This window comes from Stenotrophomonas geniculata ATCC 19374 = JCM 13324, from assembly GCF_001431625.1.
GTDB lineage: Bacteria > Pseudomonadota > Gammaproteobacteria > Xanthomonadales > Xanthomonadaceae > Stenotrophomonas > Stenotrophomonas geniculata.
This window is the reverse complement of sequence record NZ_LLXT01000084.1, coordinates 20,407-37,831: the sequence shown is the minus strand read 5'-3', so window position 1 is coordinate 37,831 and position 17,425 is coordinate 20,407. Positions and strand designations below refer to the sequence as shown.

Sequence of the window (17,425 nt, the reverse complement as noted above, 5' to 3'; positions counted from 1 at the left end):
GGGGGCGGGCTTGTCCGACACCTGGGCAGGGCGCACACTGGCTTGGCAAAAACTGCCAATGGAGAGTCTCATGGCCACCATGAACATTTCGCTGACCGACCCGCTCAAGCAGTTCGTGGACGAGGAAGTGCGTGAAGGCGGCTATTCCAGTACGTCGGACTACGTGCGTGACCTGATCCGCCAGCGCCAGCGCAGCAAGGCCGAAGAACTGCTCAAGCAGCTGATTGCCGAGGGGCTGGCTTCTGGGCCTGGCGTCCCGGTGACGGCCGACACATTCGAGCGCATGCGTCGTGAACTGACCGAAAGGATGGAGCGTGAAGGCGATTGAATGGCGACCCAGGGCCGAAGCCGACGCAGCCGATGCCGCGCTGTGGTTCGCACGGCAGGGTGGGCTGATACTGGGTCGGCGCTTTCTCGCCGAGTTGGAGGCCACGCTTCAACGCATCGCGGTATTTCCAGGCTCGGGTTCCACCCGGCACGCCGACCTCGCAGCACAGCTGCCGGTGCCGTTGCGGTTCATGCTGGTTCCGGGCTTCGAACGGTACCTCGTCTATTACCTCGATCTACCGGACCGCGTGGACATCATGCGTGTGTGGTGCGTTGATCGTGGTCTTGACGCACTGATGCAAGACATTTCCTGAAATTCAAACGCGTGGATTCGACGATGACCTTCCTCCCGCAACTCCGTATTCCCGCCACCTACATGCGTGGCGGCACCAGCAAGGGCGTGTTCTTCCGCCTGCAGGACCTGCCCGAAGCCGCGCAGGTGCCGGGCGCCGCACGCGATGCGCTGCTGATGCGCGTGATCGGTTCGCCCGATCCGTATGGCAAGCAGACCGACGGCATGGGCGGCGCCACCTCCAGCACCAGCAAGTGCGTGATCATCTCCACCGCCTCGGTGCCGGACCACGACGTGGACTATCTGTACGGCCAGGTCTCGATCGACACCGCCTTCGTCGACTGGAGCGGCAACTGCGGCAACCTCAGCACCGCGGTCGGCCCGTTCGCGATTGCCAATGGCCTGATCGATCCCGCCCGCGTGCCGCGCGATGGCCTGTGCACCGTGCGCATCTGGCAGGCCAACATCGGCAAGACCATCATCGCCCACGTGCCGATGCGCGATGGCGAAGTGCAGGAAATCGGCGATTTCGAACTGGATGGCGTGACCTTCCCGGCCGCCGAGATCCAGCTGGAGTTCATCGATCCGTCCGATGACGGCGATGCGGGCGCGATGTTCCCGACCGGCAACCTGGTCGACACCCTGGACGTGCCGGGCGTGGGCAGTTTCGAGGTGACCATGATCACCGCCGGCATTCCGACCATCTTCCTCAATGCGGCCGACCTGGGCTACACCGGCACCGAACTGCAGCCTGCGATCAACGAGGACAAGGGGGCGCTGGAGCGCTTCGAGAAGATCCGCGCCTACGGCGCCTTGCGCATGGGGCTGATCAAGAACCTGGAAGATGCGGCCACGCGCCAGCACACGCCGAAGGTGGCCTTCGTGGCACCGGCGCAGGACTATGTGTCGTCCAGCGGCAAGGCCATCCCGGCCTCGGCCATCGACCTGCACGCGCGTGCGTTGTCGATGGGCAAGCTGCACCACGCGATGATGGGCACTGCCGCCGTGGCGATCGGTACCGCGGCGGCGATTCCGGGCACCCTGGTCAATCGCGCCGCCGGTGGCGGCGAACGTGAGGCGGTGACCTTCGGCCATCCCTCGGGCACGTTGCGCGTGGGTGCGCAGGCTGGTCTCGTTGACGGCCAGTGGACAGTGACCAAGGCCATCATGAGCCGCAGCGCCCGTGTGCTGATGGAAGGCAAGGTGCGGGTGCCAGCCGAATAGTGCTCTGGTAGATGCCAACCTTGGTTGGCATGGTGCACGGGCAACCGTGCACCGCAACGAGGAGATCGACGATGTCCGACAACCACACCCCATCCAACGAGCGTGCAGCGTGGGATGCACTGCTGGTGGATATCGTCGATTACGTGCGCGATGCCCGCATCGACTCACCGCTGGCGTTCCAGACCGCGCATCACTGCCTGCTCGATACGCTGGGCTGCGGCCTGGAAGCGCTGTCCTTCCCGGCCTGCAGCAAACTGCTCGGTCCACTGGTGCCGGGCATCAGCGTGGTCGACGGCGCGCGCGTACCGGGCACGCACTACGTGCTGGACCCGGTGCAGGCCGCCTTCAACATCGGCGCAATGGTGCGCTGGCTCGATTTCAACGACACCTGGCTGGCCGCCGAATGGGGCCATCCATCGGACAACCTGGGCGGCATCCTTGCCGTCCTTGACTGGCTGGGGCGCAACGCGCAGGCCCTGCGTCGTCCGCCGCCGACCGTGCACGACGTGCTGCTTGCGATGATCAAGGCGCACGAGATCCAGGGCGTGCTGGCGCTGCAGAATTCCTTCAACCGCGTCGGGCTGGACCATGTGGTGCTGGTCAAGGTGGCCACCACCGCGGTGGTCTCGCAGCTGCTCGGGCTGGATCGCGAACGCATGCTCAATGCCGTGTCGCTGGCCTGGATAGATGGCCAGGCGCTGCGAACCTACCGTCACGCGCCCAATACCGGCTCGCGCAAGAGCTGGGCCGCTGGCGATGCGACCAGTCGTGGCGTGCGTCTGGCGCTGATGGCAGCCAGCGGCGAGATGGGCTATCCCAGCGTATTGAGTGCACCGACATGGGGTTTCGAGGCCGTATCCATGCACGGTCAGGCACTGACGCTGGGGCGACCGCTGGGCAGCTATGTGATGGAGAACGTGCTGTTCAAGATCAGCTACCCGGCCGAGTTCCACGGCCAGACCGCAGTGGAGGCGGCGGTCACGCTGCATCAGCAGCTGCGCGCGATGGGGCGGCGGGTCGAGGACATCGCGCATATCGCCATCCGCACCCAGGAAGCCTGCATCCGCATCATCGACAAGCAGGGCCCGCTGCATAACCCGGCCGACCGCGACCACTGCGTGCAGTACATGGTCGCCATCGCGCTGCTGCACGGGCGGCTGGTGGCCGAGGATTACGAGGACGACGTTGCCGCCGATCCGCGCATCGATGCCCTGCGGGCGAAGATGGCCTGCCATGAGGATCCGCAGCTCAGCGCGGATTATCTGGATCCGGACAAGCGCAGCATCGCCAACGGCCTGAGCGTGCGCTTTACCGACGGCAGCGAGCTGCCCGAGGTACTGGTGGAATACCCGCTCGGCCACGCCCGGCGCCGCGAGGAAGGCATTCCGCTGCTGATGGACAAGTTCCGCCGGCACCTGGCCCATCGCTTCCCGACCGCCCAGCAGCAGCGCATCTGGGCCGCTTCACTGGACCCGGTGACGCTGGCGGCGATGCCGGTGACCGACTACGTGGACCTGTACCTGCCGGGGTGAGGCCGCTCTGGTAGATGCCAACCTTGGTTGGCATGGGGGGCGCCAACCAAGGTTGACGGCTACCGGGTCCCGGGCGGGATCGGGTTTCCGACCGCCGGGGCGTCAACGCCTTGACGCGGCCTGCCTATAATGGCCACCTCGATCAAGGAGTGACGACATGAGCGGTCCGGCACGGCGGAAGCGGTGGGGATGGGCGGCGGCGGTACTGGCAGGAGGCCTGTTGCTGGGTCTGGCCGGCTGCCGCAACGACAGCGGGCAGCTGCCCAAGGCCAGCGGTGAAGCCATCACCACCAAGGCCGAGCAGGTGAAGGAGTTCACCCTGCTGCGTGCCTACCCGGACCAGAAGAATGACGGCTTGTCGCTGGCGCTGGAGTTCTCGCGCCCGCTGGTCGGCACCCAGGATTTCGACAAACTGGTGCGCTTCGAGGAAAAGGTCGGCACCGACGACAGCAGCTGGACGCTGTCCGATGACGGCCTGACCCTGCGTTACCCGTTCGTCGAGGCCGGCAAGGAGTTCAGCCTGGTGGTCTCGCCGGACCTGCTGGCCGCCGATGGCAGCCGCCTGGGCAAGGAACTGAAGCAGAAGGTGTTCAGCGGCGAGCTGAAGCCGGTGGTCGGCTTCGCTTCGCAGGGCAGCGTGCTGCCGGCCAAGGACAGCCGTGGCCTGCCGGTGGTGTCGGTGAACGTGCCGGAGGTCGACGTCGAGTTCCTGCGCGTGCGCGAGAAGGACCTGCCGACCTTCTTCAGCCAGTACCAGCGCGGAGGCCGCCGTGGCAGCTGGGAGCTGAGCAGCGACTACGAGCGCAGCCCGATCAACAAGCTGGCCGAGCCGGTCTACGTCAACCGCTTCATCCTGGGTGGCAAGCAGAACGAGCGGGTGCTGACCTACCTGCCGACCCAGGACATCAAGGAACTGCAGGAGCCGGGCCTGTACTTCGCCCTGCTCAAGCGCACCGGTGACTACGAGGGCGAGTTCGATACCGCGTTCTTCTCGGTCAGCGACATCGGCCTGCATACCCGCGCCTACAAGGACAAGCTGTTCGTGCACACCGCCGGCCTCAAGGACGGCGCACCGCTGAAGGGCATCGACCTGCGGGTTCTCGATGCCAAGGGCGAGGTGGTGCTGAAGGGCAGCACCGACGGCAATGGCAATGCGCTGCTGAACTACACGCTGGATGCCACCCACGTGCTGGTCGCCAGCACTGGCAAGGACACCAGCTTCCTGCCGTTCAACCAGCCGGCGCTGGACCTGAGCGAATTCGCCGTGGCCGGCCGTGACAATGCCTGGTTCGACGTCTACGCCTGGTCCGGCCGCGACCTGTACCGCCCGGGCGAGACCGTGCGCCTGTCCGCGCTGCTGCGTGACAACGATGGCAAGCCGGTCAAGGCGCAACCGGTGTTCCTGCGACTGAAGCAGCCCGACGGCAAGACTTTCCGCGAGACCCGCCTGCAGCCGGGTGACCAGGGCTACATCAATTTCGAGCAGGTGATCCCCGCCGAGGCGCCGACCGGGCGCTGGCAGGTCGAGTTCCGCACCGACCCGGCCAGCAAGGAAGCGATCCAGGGCATGACCCTGCGCATCGAGGAGTTCCTGCCCGAGCGCATGAAGCTGGATCTAGACAGCGTGCAGAAGACGCTGAAGCCGGGTGAGGACCTGCGCCTGCAGGCCAATGGTGCCTACCTGTATGGTGCGCCGGCCGATGGCAACCGCTTCACCGCGCGCATGGCAGTGGCGGCCGAGCAGCAGCCGGTGGAGGGCCTGCCGGGCTACTTCTTCGGTGACCCGACCCTGCAGCTGCCGCGCGAAGCCAAGGACGTGATCGACACCACGCTGCCGGCCAACGGCCAGCTGCGCGAGGATGTGGCATTGCCGGAGGAGGCGGCCAAGGCCAAGGCACCGATTGCAGTGGTGCTGTCCGGCAGCCTGTACGAGACCGGCGGCCGTACCGTCACCCGCACCTTGAAGCGGGTGATGTGGCCGGCCAATGCGCTGGTGGGCGTGCGCCCGCTGTTCAATCCCGAAGACGGTGCCGATTCCAACGGCAATGCGCGCTTCGAGCTGATGCGCGTGGATGCAGCGGGCAAGCCGCAGCCGGCCAAGGGCCTGAAGATCACCCTGGTGCGCGAACTGCGCGACTACCACTGGACCTTCAACGACAACCGCTGGGACTACGACTTCACCCGCCGTTTCGAGAACAAGGAAACGCGCACCGTCGATGCCGGCGGCAGCGCGGTGGCCTTTGATTTCCCGGTGGAGTGGGGCGAGTACCGGGTGGACGTGTTCGATCCGTCCACCGGCCTGACCAGCCGCTATCCGTTCCGTGCGGGCTGGAGCTGGGGTGATGACAACCGCGGCCTGGACGCGCGCCCTGACAAGATCAAGCTGGGCCTGGACAAGACCGGCTACAAGGCAGGCGACACGCTCGAGGTGACGGTGACCCCGCCGCACGCCGGCAAGGGCATCCTGATGGTCGAGACCGACCGCATGCTGTACGTGCAGGGCATCGACGCCAAGCCGGGGTCGACCTTCAAGATTCCGGTCACCGCCGACTGGGAACGCCACGACGTGTACATCACCGCGCTGGTGTTCCGTGGCGGCAGTGCGCCGAGCAAGATCACCCCGGCCCGTGCTGTGGGTGTGGTGCACGTTCCGATGGACCGCAAGGGCCGCACCGTGGCGGTTGGCCTGGCTGCGCCCAAGCAGATGCGGCCGGAGCAGGACCTGCCGGTGACGGTCAGTGCACCGCAGCTGGCGGGCAAGATGGCGCACGTCACCGTCTCGGCGGTGGATGTAGGCATCCTCAACATCACCCGCTTCCCGGTGCCCGACGCCGGCGCGCACTTCTTCGCCCAGCGTCGCCTCGGCATCGATGCCTACGACATCTACAGCCGGGTGATCGAGAGCTTCGATGGCGGCAGCGGCAAGCTGAAGTTTGGTGGCGACATGGCGCTGCAGGCGCTGCCGCAGGCCAAGCGCCCGACCGCACGCGTGCAGACCGTGGACCTGTTCTCCGGCCCGGTGCAGCTGGATGCCAAGGGCATCGCCCGCATCCGCCTGAAGGTGCCGGACTTCAACGGCACCCTGCGCGTATCGGCGCTGGTCTACAGCGATGACCAGTACGGCAAGCGCGATGTGGAGACCGTGGTGCGCGCGCCGATCCTGGCCGAAGCCAGCATGCCGCGCGTCCTGGCCCCGGGCGACCGCAGCACCGTGACCCTGGACGTGCAGAACTTCACCGGCAAGCCGGGGCAGTTCAACGTGAAGGTGGAAAGCGAGGGCCCGTTGAACCTGGGTGAGGGCAGCCGCAGCGTGCAGTTGAATGCCGATGCCAAGACCACGCTGAGTTTCCCGCTGTCCGCGCGTGAGGGCCACAGCGTAGCCAAGGTGCGGGTGCGGGTGGACGGCAACGGATTCAAGGCCGACCGCCGCTACGAGCTGCCGGTGCGTGCGGCGTGGCCGCAGGCGCTGCGCTCGCAGGTACGCACGCTGGATCCACTGGCCGCGGTCAGCCTCGACAACAGCCTGACCGACGGCCTGATGGCCGAGTCGGTGAACGCGCGCCTGCTGGTCAGCCCGCTGCCGCCAATCCCGTTCGCCAGTGCCCTGCAGGGCGCGTTGAACTACCCATACGGCTGCGCCGAGCAGACCACCAGCAAGGGCTACGCCGCACTGATCCTGGACCAGGCGACGTCGTCGATGCTCGGGGCTGACGGGTTGGATGCCAAGACCCGCCGTGAGCGCATGGAAGGCGCGTTCGGTCGCCTGGCGTCGATGCAGGTGGCCAACGGCAACTTCTCGATGTGGGGTGACGACGGCTACGTGAACCCGTGGCTGACCCCGTACATCACCGAGTTCCTGCTCGATGCCAAGGACGCCGGCTTCGCGGTGCCCGACAACGTACTGCAGAAGGCACTCAACCGCCTCAGTGAGGACCTGCTGTCCGGTGGCAATCAGTTCTACGGCCAGGATGACCGCGAGAAGCTGAAGTTCGCCAACCAGGCGTATTCGGGCTATGTGCTGGCCCGGGTCAACCGGGCGCCGCTGGGTACCCTGCGCACGCTGTACGACAACGAGCGCAGCAAGGCGGTCGGTGGCCTGTCGCTGGTCCACCTGGGCGTGGCGCTGTCACTGCAGGGTGATGCCAAGCGTGGCCAGGCGGCACTGGCGGCGGCGTTCGCCAAGTCCAGCAGCGAGCGCCCGTCGTACTTCGGCGACTACGGCAGCGCGATCCGCGATGACGCACTGATGATCGCGCTGACGCACGAGAACAAGCTGGCCAAGCCCGCCTGGGACGCACGTGCGGTCGATCTCGGCCGTGGCCTGGATGCCCGCCGCAATGCCGGCTGGATGTGGCTGAGCACCCAGGAGCAGGTGGCGATCGCCCGCCTCGGCAAGGCCCTGGCCGCCAACCAGAAGGCGCTGGTGGCCGGTGAGTTGGTGATCGGTGGCAGCACCGAGGCGATCAGTGAGCGCAAGCTGTTCGGCCGCAACTTCACCGGCAGCGAACTGGCCAGCGGCGTACGCTTCACCCCGCAGGGCCAGCCGCCGATGTTTGCCAGCATCGACGTGGCCGGCATCCCGCGCAGCGCGCCGGCACCGGACAACAGCGTGCTGGGTGTTGAACGCAGCTACTTCGGCACCGATGGCAAGCCGTGGACGCCGCGGCCGCTGAAGGAAGGCGAAGCGCTGATCGTGCGCGTCACCGTCACTGCCGATACCACCATGCCGGATGCACTGCTGACCGACCTGTTGCCGGCCGGCCTGGAGATCGAGAACTTCAACCTGGGCGACGCCAAGCAGTGGGCCGACGTGGTCGTGGACGGCATCACCATCAGCGATCGTGGTGAAGCCGCCGATACCAAGCACGAGGAGTTCCGCGACGACCGTTACGTGGCTGCGCTGAAGCTGTCGCGTGGCAGCAAGGCCAACGTGTTCTACTTGGTACGCGCGGTGACCCCGGGAACCTACTCGGTGCCGCCGCCGCTGGTGGAGGACATGTACCGGCCGCAGCTGCGCGGCGTCGGCCGCAGCAACCCGACCACGATCACGGTGGTACAGCCGTGACCGCGCGGACGGGCCGCGACGGCGCGGCCCGTCCTGATGGCAATTCGCAATGAATGACGCAATGAAGACCCGGCTGGCGGCCCTGCGCCGCCGGCTGCGGCCGCTGTGGCCGTGGTTGCGCTGGGGCACGGCCGCCTCGCTGGCGCTGCTGCTGGTGCTGGACTTCGCTTTCCCGCCGCCGCTGCCGAAGCAGCGTGATACCAGCACCCTGGTGGTGGCCGCCGACGGCACGCCGCTGCGTGCCTTTGCCGATGCCGAGGGCGTGTGGCGCTATCCGGCTTCGATCGACAGCGTCTCGCCGCTGTACCTGCAGGCGTTGCTGACCTACGAAGACCGCTGGTTCTGGCGCCATCCGGGCATCAACCCGCTGGCGATCCTGCGTGCCAGCGGCCAGTTGCTGCGCGGCGGCCGCATCGTGTCCGGTGGCTCGACCCTGACCATGCAGGTTGCCCGCATCCTCGACCCGCATACGCGCACGCCCTGGGGAAAGCTCAAGCAGATGCTGCGTGCGGTGCAGCTGGAAGTGCATCTGAGCAAGCAGCAGATCCTGGCCCTGTATCTGGAGCGCGCGCCTTACGGCGGCACCATCGAGGGCGTGGAAGCGGCCAGCTGGGCCTATCTAGGCAAGCCGGCGGCGCAGCTGTCGCATGCCGAGGCCGCGTTGCTGGCGGTGCTGCCGCAGGCGCCAAGCCGGCTGCGCCCGGACCGCCATCCGGAAGCGGCGCAGAAGGCGCGCGACAAGGTGCTGTCACGCATGGCCGAACTGGGTGCGTGGACGCCGGAGGAAGTGGAGGACGCGCGCATCGAGAACGTGGTGGCGCGCTCGCTGCGGCCGCCGCTGCATGCGGCACTGCTGGCGCAGCGGCTGCATTCAGCGCAGCCGGGCAAAGCGCGCATCCAGAGCAGCATTGATATCGGCCTGCAGCGCACGCTGGAAGAACGCGTGGCCAGCTACTTCTCGACGCTGCCCGAACGCACCTCGGCCGCCCTGCTGGTGGTCGACAACCAGACCCTGCAGGCACGTGCCTATGTGGGCACGCTGGCGTTCGGTGACCGCCAGCGGCTGGGGCACGTGGACATGGTGCAGGCCTGGCGCTCGCCGGGGTCCACGCTCAAGCCGTTCCTGTATGCGATGGCACTGGATGACGGCCTGATCCATTCGGAAAGCCTGCTGGTGGATGCGCCGCAGAGTTTCGGCAGCTACCGCCCCGGCAACTTCGACATGGCCTTCAACGGACCGATCGGCGCTTCCAGTGCATTGCGCCTGTCGCTCAACGTACCCTCGGTGGATCTGCTGCAACGGGTCGGTGCTGCGCGTTTCGCCGCTCGCCTGTCGCACTCCGGCATCCAGCTGCGTTTCCCGCCGGGCAGCACGCCTAATCTGTCGCTGATCCTGGGCGGCACCGGCGCGCGGTTGGAGGACCTGGTCGGCGCGTTCGCCGCGCTCAACCGCAATGGCATCGCCGGGCGCGTGCGTTACACCGACGATGAGCCAATGATCGAGCGGCGCCTCGCTTCGCCCGGCGCAAGCTGGATCGTCCGCGAGATGCTGGAATCGAATCCGCGCCCGGGCTATGGCGTCGGGACGTTCGATGTCGGTGGCCGCCCGCGTGTGGCGTGGAAGACCGGCACCAGTTACGGGTACCGCGATGCGTGGGCCATCGGCAGTACCCGTCACTACACAGTGGGCGTGTGGGTGGGGCGACCAGACGGCACGCCGTTGCCGGGCCAGTATGGTGCGGTTACCGCACTGCCGCTGATGTTCGAAGTGGTGGACAGCCTGCCGCGCCAGCGTGGCGATTCCGCTGCTGCGCCAATGCCGGCCAGTGTCAGCCAGGAAGACATCTGCTGGCCGACCGGCGAACGTGCCGAGGGACTGCCAGCTGCGCTCTGCCAGCGCAGGATGCAGGCCTACCTGCTGGACGGTGCAGCACCACCGACCTTCCCCGAGCGCGAGGCGCGGCGCTGGCAGCCGGGGCGGCAGCGTTACCTGGCCGATGCGCGGACCGGTCTGCGTGTCTCCGCTGATTGCCGTTTGCCGCATGAGGAAGTCGCGCGTGAGATCGCTCGCTGGCCGGCGCTGTTGTCGCCGTGGTTGTCCAAGGCCACGCGCGAGGCCTCGCAATTGCCAGCGCTATCCCCTGACTGCCGCGACGATGGGCGTGAGGCCAGTGTCGCGTTGCACATCGATGGCCTCAATGATGGCGCAGCACTGGCGCGTGCACCCAACGCCGAACATGGCGTACGCCTGCAGCTGCGCGCGCTGGGCAGCGAGCAGGCGGTGGACTGGTTGCTGGATGGACGCTGGATTGCGCAGACCCACGGCGCGCAGTTGATGCAGCGCGAGTTCGCCGATCCGGGAGCACACACCCTGACCGCGCTGGCGGCAGATGGCGCGTGGACCCAGGTACGGTTCAACGTGCTGCGGTAGGTGCCGACCTTGGTCGCCGCTTTCCGTATATTTGCAACGCTGTTGTAGAGCCGAGCCCATGCTCGGCTGCTCTTGCGACGTGCGTGGTGCAGTCAGCCGAGCATGGGCTCGGCTCTACAACGCGGCAGATGGCAGCGAGCGTGTGGCGTAACCGCTATTCCCCGATCCACCCATCCAGCAGGTCGGCAAACTCGTCGGCGTGTTCCTCTTCCTGCGCCAGGATCTCTTCGAGGATGCGCTTGGTGGTGGTGTCGCGGTCGCCGATGAAGTTGATCATTTCACGGTAGCTGTCGATGGCAATGCGTTCGGCCACCAGGTTCTCGCGGACCATGTCGCGCAGGTCGCTGCCTTCCTTGTACTCGGCGTGCGAGCGTGCGGTCAGCGTATCGGGGTTGAGGTCGGGCTCGCCGCCAAGCTGGACGATGCGCTCAGCCAGCTTGCCGGCGTGCGCTTGTTCCTGCTGCGCATGCTCGAGGAACTCGGCCTTGACCGCGTCGGCCAGCATGCCCTTGGCCATGAAAAAGTGCCGGTAGTAGCGCAGCACGCACACGTACTCGGTGGCCAACGCGTCGTTGAGCAGCTTGATCACTGCCTCGCGGTCGGCATTGTAGCTGTCGGTGATCGCACCATCTTCGATGTTGCGCCGGGCGCGTTCGCGCAGGGTCTTGCGGTCGCTGATGCCGGGAACCTTTGCGGCAGGCTTTGTGGCTTTGGCTGGCTTGCTGGACATGGCTGGCCGTTTCCTCTTGCGGTGGAAGATCAGGTGGGCAGGTGCTCCAGCACGTACTCGGCTGAAGAGACTTCGAACTGGCCCGGCTGTTCGACCCAGACCGCACGCACCACGCCATCGACCACGTACAGGGCGAAACGGCGCGAGCGGATGCCCATGCCGGAGGCGCTGGCATCGAGCTCCAGGCCGAGCGCGCGAGTCAGTTCGGCGTTGCCGTCGGACAGCATCAGCAGGCCGTCGGGCACGTTTTGGTCGGCGGCCCAGGCCTTCATCACGAACGGGTCGTTGACGGCCATGCAGTAGACGTCGATGCCGCGCTGGCGGAAGTCTTGGAATTTTTCGACGTAGCCGGGCAGGTGGCGCGCCGAGCAGGTCGGGGTGAACGCGCCGGGCACGGCGAACAGCACCACCTTGCGCGCATCGAACAGCGAATGCGTATCGAGTGTTTCGATGCCCTCGCGGATGCGCTTGAGGGTCACTTCCGGAATGCGGTCGCCGACATGGATGGTCATGGGGAACTCCTTGCTGGGGCAGGCTAGTGGGCCGGATGGGACAGGGGCGTCAAGACATTGGAAAACCTGCGTGCAGGCCCCATCTTCGGGCTTTGCGGCAGGGGCTTCCAGCCACAGCGTGGGGCATGGGGATGGCAGCCGCATTGCGCAGGATCAGTCGGCCTCACCGGCGCCGCACGAGGCCCGGCGTAGCATCGCCGGCGCGTAGAATGAACCCGGGGCGGCGCCACCGGCGCGGCCGAAGCGAATCGAGGTAGCTGGATGGAATTCAAGGATTACTACGCCACCCTGGGGGTGGAACCGAGCGCGGGCGAGGCGGAGATCAAGACCGCCTACCGCCGGCTGGCACGCAAGTACCACCCGGACGTCAGCAAGGAGGCCGGGGCCGAAGACAAGTTCAAGGCGGTCAACGAGGCCTATGAGGCGCTGCGCGACCCGGAGAAGCGCGCGGCCTACGACCAGCTGCGCGCGCAGGGCTATCGCCCGGGCGAGGAGTTCAACGTGCCGCCGAACTACGGCGGCGCCGGGGGGTTCAATTTCGAGGAAGTGTTCGGCGGCGGCGGCCCCAACGGCGGCTTCAGCGACTTCTTCGAAAGCCTGTTCGCGCGCCAGCGTGGCGGTGGCGGCGCTGGTCCGGGGCCGGGCTTCAGCAGCCAGGGCCATGCGCCCAATCGCGATACCCGCGCCAAGCTGTCGGTACCGCTGGAGGCGGCCTACAACGGTGACAGCCTGCGCATCACCGTCAACGGCAAGCAGCTGGACGTGCGCGTGCCCAAGGGCATCCGCCCGGGCCAGGTGATCCGCCTGGCAGGGCAGGGCAACCATGGCGGCAACCTGCTGCTGGAAGTGGAATACGCCGCGCACCCGCAGTTCGAGGTCGATGGCCGCAACATCCTCTATACGCTGCCGGTCACACCGTGGCAGGCCGCGTTGGGGACCAGCATCAGCGTGCCGACCCTGGGCGGTGCGGTGGAGCTGAAGATTCCGGCCGATTCCGATGCCGGGCGCAAGCTGCGCCTGCGTGGCCGTGGCCTTCCCGGCAGCCCGGACGGCGACCAGATCGTCGAAATCGAGATCGTGGCCCCGGCTGCGACCGACGAGGCGCAGAAGAAGGCCTATCGGAACCTGGCCAAGGCGTTTGGCGAAACGATCTGAGATCGATTCTGGTGGGTGTGGACCTCGGTCCACACGCCTTTCGGCCGTTCAAGGCGTGCCAACCAAGGTTGGCACCCACCGGAATGTTTCAGCCCTGCCCGGCGAACACCCGTTCCAGCACCTCGGACAGTTCATCTTCCGAGAACGGCTTGGTGATGTAGGCCTTGGCGCCCTGGCGCATGCCCCACATGCGGTCGGTGTCCTGGTCCTTGGTGGTCACCAGGATCACCGGAATGTGCCGGGTCGCCTCGTCGCGGGCGAGGGTGCGGGTGGCCTGGAAGCCATTGAGGTTGGGCATCACCACGTCCATCAGGACCAGGTCGGGCAGCTCGGCCTTGGCGGTTTCGACCCCGGCGGCGCCATCGGTTGCGGTCAGGATCTGGTGCCCGAGCTTCTCGACGATGCGCTGTATCCCCAACAGCTGCGACGGTGAGTCGTCGACGATCAGAATGCGTGCCATGTTGTTCCCCATGTAATGCCCGCAGTGTAGTGCGGGCACATTACCGGCGGGAGGGGCGCGTCTGCCGTCCGTCGCCTGCCTGCGACGTTCAGTCGATCCGCACCACCGTGCGCCCCAGCGAGCCGCCGGCCAGCATCCGCTGGAACACGGCGGGCAGGCCATCCAGGCCGACTTCGGCAGTGCAGATGCGGTCCAGGTGCTGCGGCTTCCAGTCACTGCCCAGTCGCGACCACACCTCTTCGCGCAGCCCGCGCGGCGCATTGGCCGAGGACACCCCCAGCAGCGAGACACCGCGCAGGATGAACGGCATCACGGTCATGTCCAGCGTCGGGCTGGCGGCCAGACCGGCGCTGACCACGCTGCCGTAGGGCACGGTCTGCGCCAGCAGGCTGGCCAGCATGTCGCCTCCGGCATTGTCGAGGCCACCGCCGAAGCGCGCCGACTGCAGCGGGCCGGTATCGGCCAGCGCGTTGCGTGGCAGTACCTCGGTGGCGCCGATGCTGCGCAGGAAATCGGCCTGGTCCTGCTTGCCGCTGACCGCGTGCACGCTGTAGCCGGCACGGCTGAAGATCGACAGCGCCAGCGCACCGACGCCGCCGCTGGCACCGGTGACTGCCAGCGGGCCGAGTTCCGGGGTCTGCCGGTTGTCCTGCATGCGCAGCAGGGCCAGCGCCGCAGTGAAGCCGGCGGTGCCCAGCACCATCGCCTCGCGCGGGGTCAGCCCGGCCGGCTGGGCGATCACCGCGCGCGATTCCAGCCGCACGTACTGGCTGTAGCCGCCATCACGGGTCTCGCTGAGGCCGCAGCCGGTGGCCAGCACCGCATCGCCTTCACGCCAGTCCGGGTCGGAGCTGGCGACCACGGTACCGGCCACGTCGATGCCGCCCACGAGCGGGAAGCGGCGCAGGATTTTCCCCTTGCCGGTACCGGCAAGGGCATCCTTGTAGTTGACCGAGGACCAGTGGGCGCGGATCAGCACCTGTCCGGGGTTGAGGTCGTCGATCCGGAGCTGGGCAAGGCCGCTGCGGTAGCCGGCGTCGTCGTTTTCGATGCGGAAGGCGGTGAACGGGGTGGTGGGGGCCATCGGCGTTGCCTGACTTCGAGGAAAACGCCACCTTACCCCGTTGCCCCCCTTTCGATCCTGCCGATCCGCCCCATCTTGTATGATCGGTGATGGTTTCACGGCTGGCGGTGCGGGAAGGGCCCGCGCCGCAGCCCAAATCTTGATGGAGCGTGCATGGCCTGGAATACACCCGGCGGCAACAAGGGCGGACAAGGCCCCGAGGACAATCGACGCGGGCCCTTCGGGTCGCGCGGCGGTGGCAATGGTGGTGGCTGGGGCGGACTGCCCGGGCCGCTGAAGGACCTGTTCGACGGTGGCATCGTGCGTTGGGTGGTGGCAGCCGTGGTGTTGCTGGTGCTGTTCTCCAGCTTCCAGCTGATCGGCGAACAGCAGCGTGGCGTGGTGCTGCGCTTCGGCCAGTTCTCGCGCATCCTGCAGCCCGGCCCGAACTTCAAGCTGCCGTGGCCGATCGAATCGGTCACCAAGGTCAATGCCACCGAGATCAAGACCTTCTCGATCCAGGTGCCGGTGCTGACCCGCGACGAGAACATCGTCAACGTCTCGCTGAATGTCCAGTACCGCATCGACGACCCGCAGCAGTACCTGTTCGGCACGGTCGATGCCAACCAGGTGCTGGAGCAGTCGGCGCAGAGCGCGGTGCGCGAAGAAGTGGGCCGCGCTGATCTCAACGCCGTGCTGAACAACCGTGGCCCGCTGGCCGTGGCTGCCGAAGAGCGCCTGCAGGCGCTGCTGAAGGCGTTCAAGACCGGCCTGACCGTGACCGGCCTGACCCTGCAGGACGCCCGTCCGCCAGAAGAGGTCAAGCCGGCCTTCGACGAGGTCAATGGCGCCCAGCAGGTCAAGGAACGCCTGATCAACGAAGCCCAGGCCTACGCCGCCAAGGTCGTGCCGGAAGCCCGAGGCCAGGCCTCGCGCGCCCGTACCACTGCCGAAGGCTACAAGCAGGCCGTGGTGTCCAAGGCCGAGGGTGACGCGCAGCGCTTCAGCCTGTTGCAGGCCCAGTACAAGGACGCCCCGGAAGTGACCCGCAAGCGCCTGTGGCTGGAGACCGTGCAGCAGGTGCTGAGCGAGAACCGCAAGGTGATCGGTGGTGATGGCCGCCAGCTGATCTACGTGCCGATGACCGGCGATACCCGTCCCACCACCCCGGCTCCGCCGGGAGTGACGAACCCGGAGGTGGTGATGCCGTCGCTGCCGGGTGCAGCGGCGGAAGCTTCCCGTGATCCGGGCCGGCCGGTGGGCCGCCCGACCGGGCGACCGAGCGGCCGTGAGGAGGGCAGCCGATGAAGAGTCCTATCTGGATCGCCGTGATCGTGGCGGTGGTGCTGGGCCTGCTCGGCTCGGTGTACGTGGTCCGTGAGGACCAGACCGCCATGGTCCTGAACCTGGGCAAGGTGGTGCGTTCGGACATCAAGCCGGGCCTGCACTTCAAGGTGCCGGTGGTGGAAACGGTGAAGGTCTTCGACCGCCGCTTCCAGGTGCTCGACACCGCGCCGGCGCGTTACTTCACCGCCGAGCAGAAGGACGTCAGCGTCGACTTCTTCGCCATCGGCTACATCTCCAACGTGGGGGACTACTTCCGTGCCACCGGCGGCGATCCGCGGATCGCCAATGCCCGCCTGGCACCGATCATCACCGACTCGCTGCGCAACCAGATCAACTCGCGCACCCTGCAGCAGCTGGTCTCCGGCGACCGCAGCGAGCTGATCGCCGAGCAGCTGAAGGGAATCAACGAAGCCGTGGCCGGCCTCGGCATGCAGATGATCGACCTGCGCATCAAGCAGGTGGACCTGCCCACCGACAGCCAGGTGATCAATGACGTGTACGAGCGCATGCGCGCCCAGCGCAAGCAGGAAGCCGCCAAGCTGCGCGCCGAGGGCGAGGAGCAGTCGCTGACCATCCGTGCCCAGGCCGACCGTGACAGCACCGTGCTGATCGCCGAGGCCGAGCGTGATGCCCAGCGCCTGCGTGGTGAAGGCGATGCCGATGCCGCCCGTATCTACGGCAAGGCCGGCTCGGCCGATCCCTCGTTCTACGCGTTCTACCGCAGCCTGGAGGCCTACCGTGGCTCCATGACCGACGGCAACGGCGTGATCGTGCTGGACAAGAACGACCCGTTCCTGCAGTACCTGAAGAACGACCGCTGAGGTCGCAGGGCACTACCCCACGGGGCCCGGCCAGACGCCGGGCCCCGTGCTTTTTCCGGAGTCCCCCATGAAAGATCTGTTCGCCGCCGTCTGCCTGGTCGCGGTGCTGGAAGGCCTGTTCCTGTTCGTCGCCCCGTTCGCCTGGAAGCGCATGGCCGAGCGCCTGCTGGACCTGCCCAGCCCGGCCCTGCGCAGCTTCGGCGGGCTGGTGCTGCTGGCCGGGCTGAGCCTGCTGTGGTGGGTGCGGCACTGAAGGCCCGGCACGGCCGCCTGCGTTCACATGCGTGGCCCTGCTCTGGTAGAGGCCAACCTTGGCTGGCATTGCCGGCCAGCGGCCGGCACGACCGGGCGGGGCGGCTGACCGGCCGGTGAAGCCGTCCGTCGGAAAGGTGGCACCCGACCCCGGAAACCCGGATAATGCACAAAAGCCGGACGGGCCTCCCCGTTCGGCTTTTTCCGTGTCTGG

General features: G+C 67.2%; 14 protein-coding genes. 10 read left to right on the top strand and 4 right to left on the bottom strand.

Annotated features, from left to right (window positions below; all coding sequences use genetic code 11):
- Window positions 1-70: 70 nt before the first annotated feature.
- The 6 genes from ARC63_RS05455 (at window position 71) to pbpC (ending at window position 10,871) form a co-directional block, all read left to right on the top strand.
- Window positions 71-328 carry a type II toxin-antitoxin system ParD family antitoxin gene (locus ARC63_RS05455; protein ID WP_019338677.1) on the top strand — a complete coding sequence of 86 codons (258 nt, stop codon included), beginning with the start codon at window positions 71-73 and terminating at the stop codon, window positions 326-328.
- Complete coding sequence (locus ARC63_RS05450) at window positions 315-641, top strand: type II toxin-antitoxin system RelE/ParE family toxin (RefSeq protein ID WP_019338676.1); 327 nt, start codon at window positions 315-317, stop codon at window positions 639-641. Before ARC63_RS05455 ends, ARC63_RS05450 begins: the two co-directional genes overlap by 14 nt.
- Before the next feature lie 23 nt (window positions 642-664).
- The gene (prpF, locus tag ARC63_RS05445) at window positions 665-1,843 is read left to right on the top strand and encodes a 2-methylaconitate cis-trans isomerase PrpF (protein ID WP_057502742.1); all 1,179 of its coding nucleotides are present in this window, start codon (window positions 665-667) and stop codon (window positions 1,841-1,843) included.
- 71 nt (window positions 1,844-1,914) lie between these two features.
- Window positions 1,915-3,375 (top strand): bifunctional 2-methylcitrate dehydratase/aconitate hydratase, encoded by a 1,461-nt coding sequence (locus ARC63_RS05440; RefSeq protein ID WP_057502741.1) that lies wholly within the window; start codon window positions 1,915-1,917, stop codon window positions 3,373-3,375.
- Window positions 3,376-3,532: 157 nt separating this feature from the next.
- Window positions 3,533-8,440 carry an alpha-2-macroglobulin family protein gene (locus tag ARC63_RS05435; protein ID WP_057502740.1) on the top strand — a complete coding sequence of 1,636 codons (4,908 nt, stop codon included), beginning with the start codon at window positions 3,533-3,535 and terminating at the stop codon, window positions 8,438-8,440.
- 49 nt (window positions 8,441-8,489) lie between these two features.
- Complete coding sequence (gene pbpC, locus ARC63_RS05430; protein WP_019338672.1) at window positions 8,490-10,871, top strand: penicillin-binding protein 1C; 2,382 nt, start codon at window positions 8,490-8,492, stop codon at window positions 10,869-10,871.
- Between the two features lie 154 nt (window positions 10,872-11,025).
- Here pbpC and ARC63_RS05425 read toward each other — a convergent pair whose 3' ends face one another.
- Together ARC63_RS05425 and ARC63_RS05420 are read right to left on the bottom strand one after the other, a co-directional pair.
- On the bottom strand, window positions 11,026-11,601 hold the full coding sequence (locus ARC63_RS05425; protein WP_043399090.1) for a ferritin-like domain-containing protein: 576 nt from the start codon (window positions 11,599-11,601) through the stop codon (window positions 11,026-11,028).
- Between the two features lie 29 nt (window positions 11,602-11,630).
- Window positions 11,631-12,113, bottom strand: coding sequence for a peroxiredoxin (locus tag ARC63_RS05420; protein WP_019338671.1), 483 nt, complete (start codon window positions 12,111-12,113; stop codon window positions 11,631-11,633).
- A 261-nt stretch (window positions 12,114-12,374) separates the two neighbouring features.
- On the opposite strand from ARC63_RS05420, the gene ARC63_RS05415 reads away from it, so the two are divergent.
- Entirely contained in the window at window positions 12,375-13,268 is an 894-nt protein-coding gene (locus ARC63_RS05415; protein WP_010482782.1) for a DnaJ C-terminal domain-containing protein, read from the top strand.
- A gap of 88 nt (window positions 13,269-13,356) precedes the next feature.
- Here ARC63_RS05415 and pilH read toward each other — a convergent pair whose 3' ends face one another.
- Together pilH and ARC63_RS05405 are read right to left on the bottom strand one after the other, a co-directional pair.
- Window positions 13,357-13,728, bottom strand: a complete 372-nt coding sequence (pilH, locus tag ARC63_RS05410; RefSeq protein WP_005410644.1) for a twitching motility response regulator PilH — start codon at window positions 13,726-13,728, stop codon at window positions 13,357-13,359.
- An 88-nt stretch (window positions 13,729-13,816) separates the two neighbouring features.
- Window positions 13,817-14,812, bottom strand: coding sequence for a YhdH/YhfP family quinone oxidoreductase (locus tag ARC63_RS05405; RefSeq protein WP_010482783.1), 996 nt, complete (start codon window positions 14,810-14,812; stop codon window positions 13,817-13,819).
- 153 nt (window positions 14,813-14,965) lie between these two features.
- On the opposite strand from ARC63_RS05405, the gene hflK reads away from it, so the two are divergent.
- From hflK to ARC63_RS05390, 3 genes are all read left to right on the top strand, one after another.
- Window positions 14,966-16,099, top strand: coding sequence for an FtsH protease activity modulator HflK (gene hflK, locus ARC63_RS05400; protein ID WP_010482784.1), 1,134 nt, complete (start codon window positions 14,966-14,968; stop codon window positions 16,097-16,099).
- The gene (hflC, locus tag ARC63_RS05395) at window positions 16,096-16,959 is read left to right on the top strand and encodes a protease modulator HflC (protein WP_010482785.1); all 864 of its coding nucleotides are present in this window, start codon (window positions 16,096-16,098) and stop codon (window positions 16,957-16,959) included. Before hflK ends, hflC begins: the two co-directional genes overlap by 4 nt.
- Before the next feature lie 67 nt (window positions 16,960-17,026).
- Window positions 17,027-17,212, top strand: coding sequence for a DUF2065 domain-containing protein (locus tag ARC63_RS05390; protein WP_005414170.1), 186 nt, complete (start codon window positions 17,027-17,029; stop codon window positions 17,210-17,212).
- Window positions 17,213-17,425: the final 213 nt, after the last annotated feature.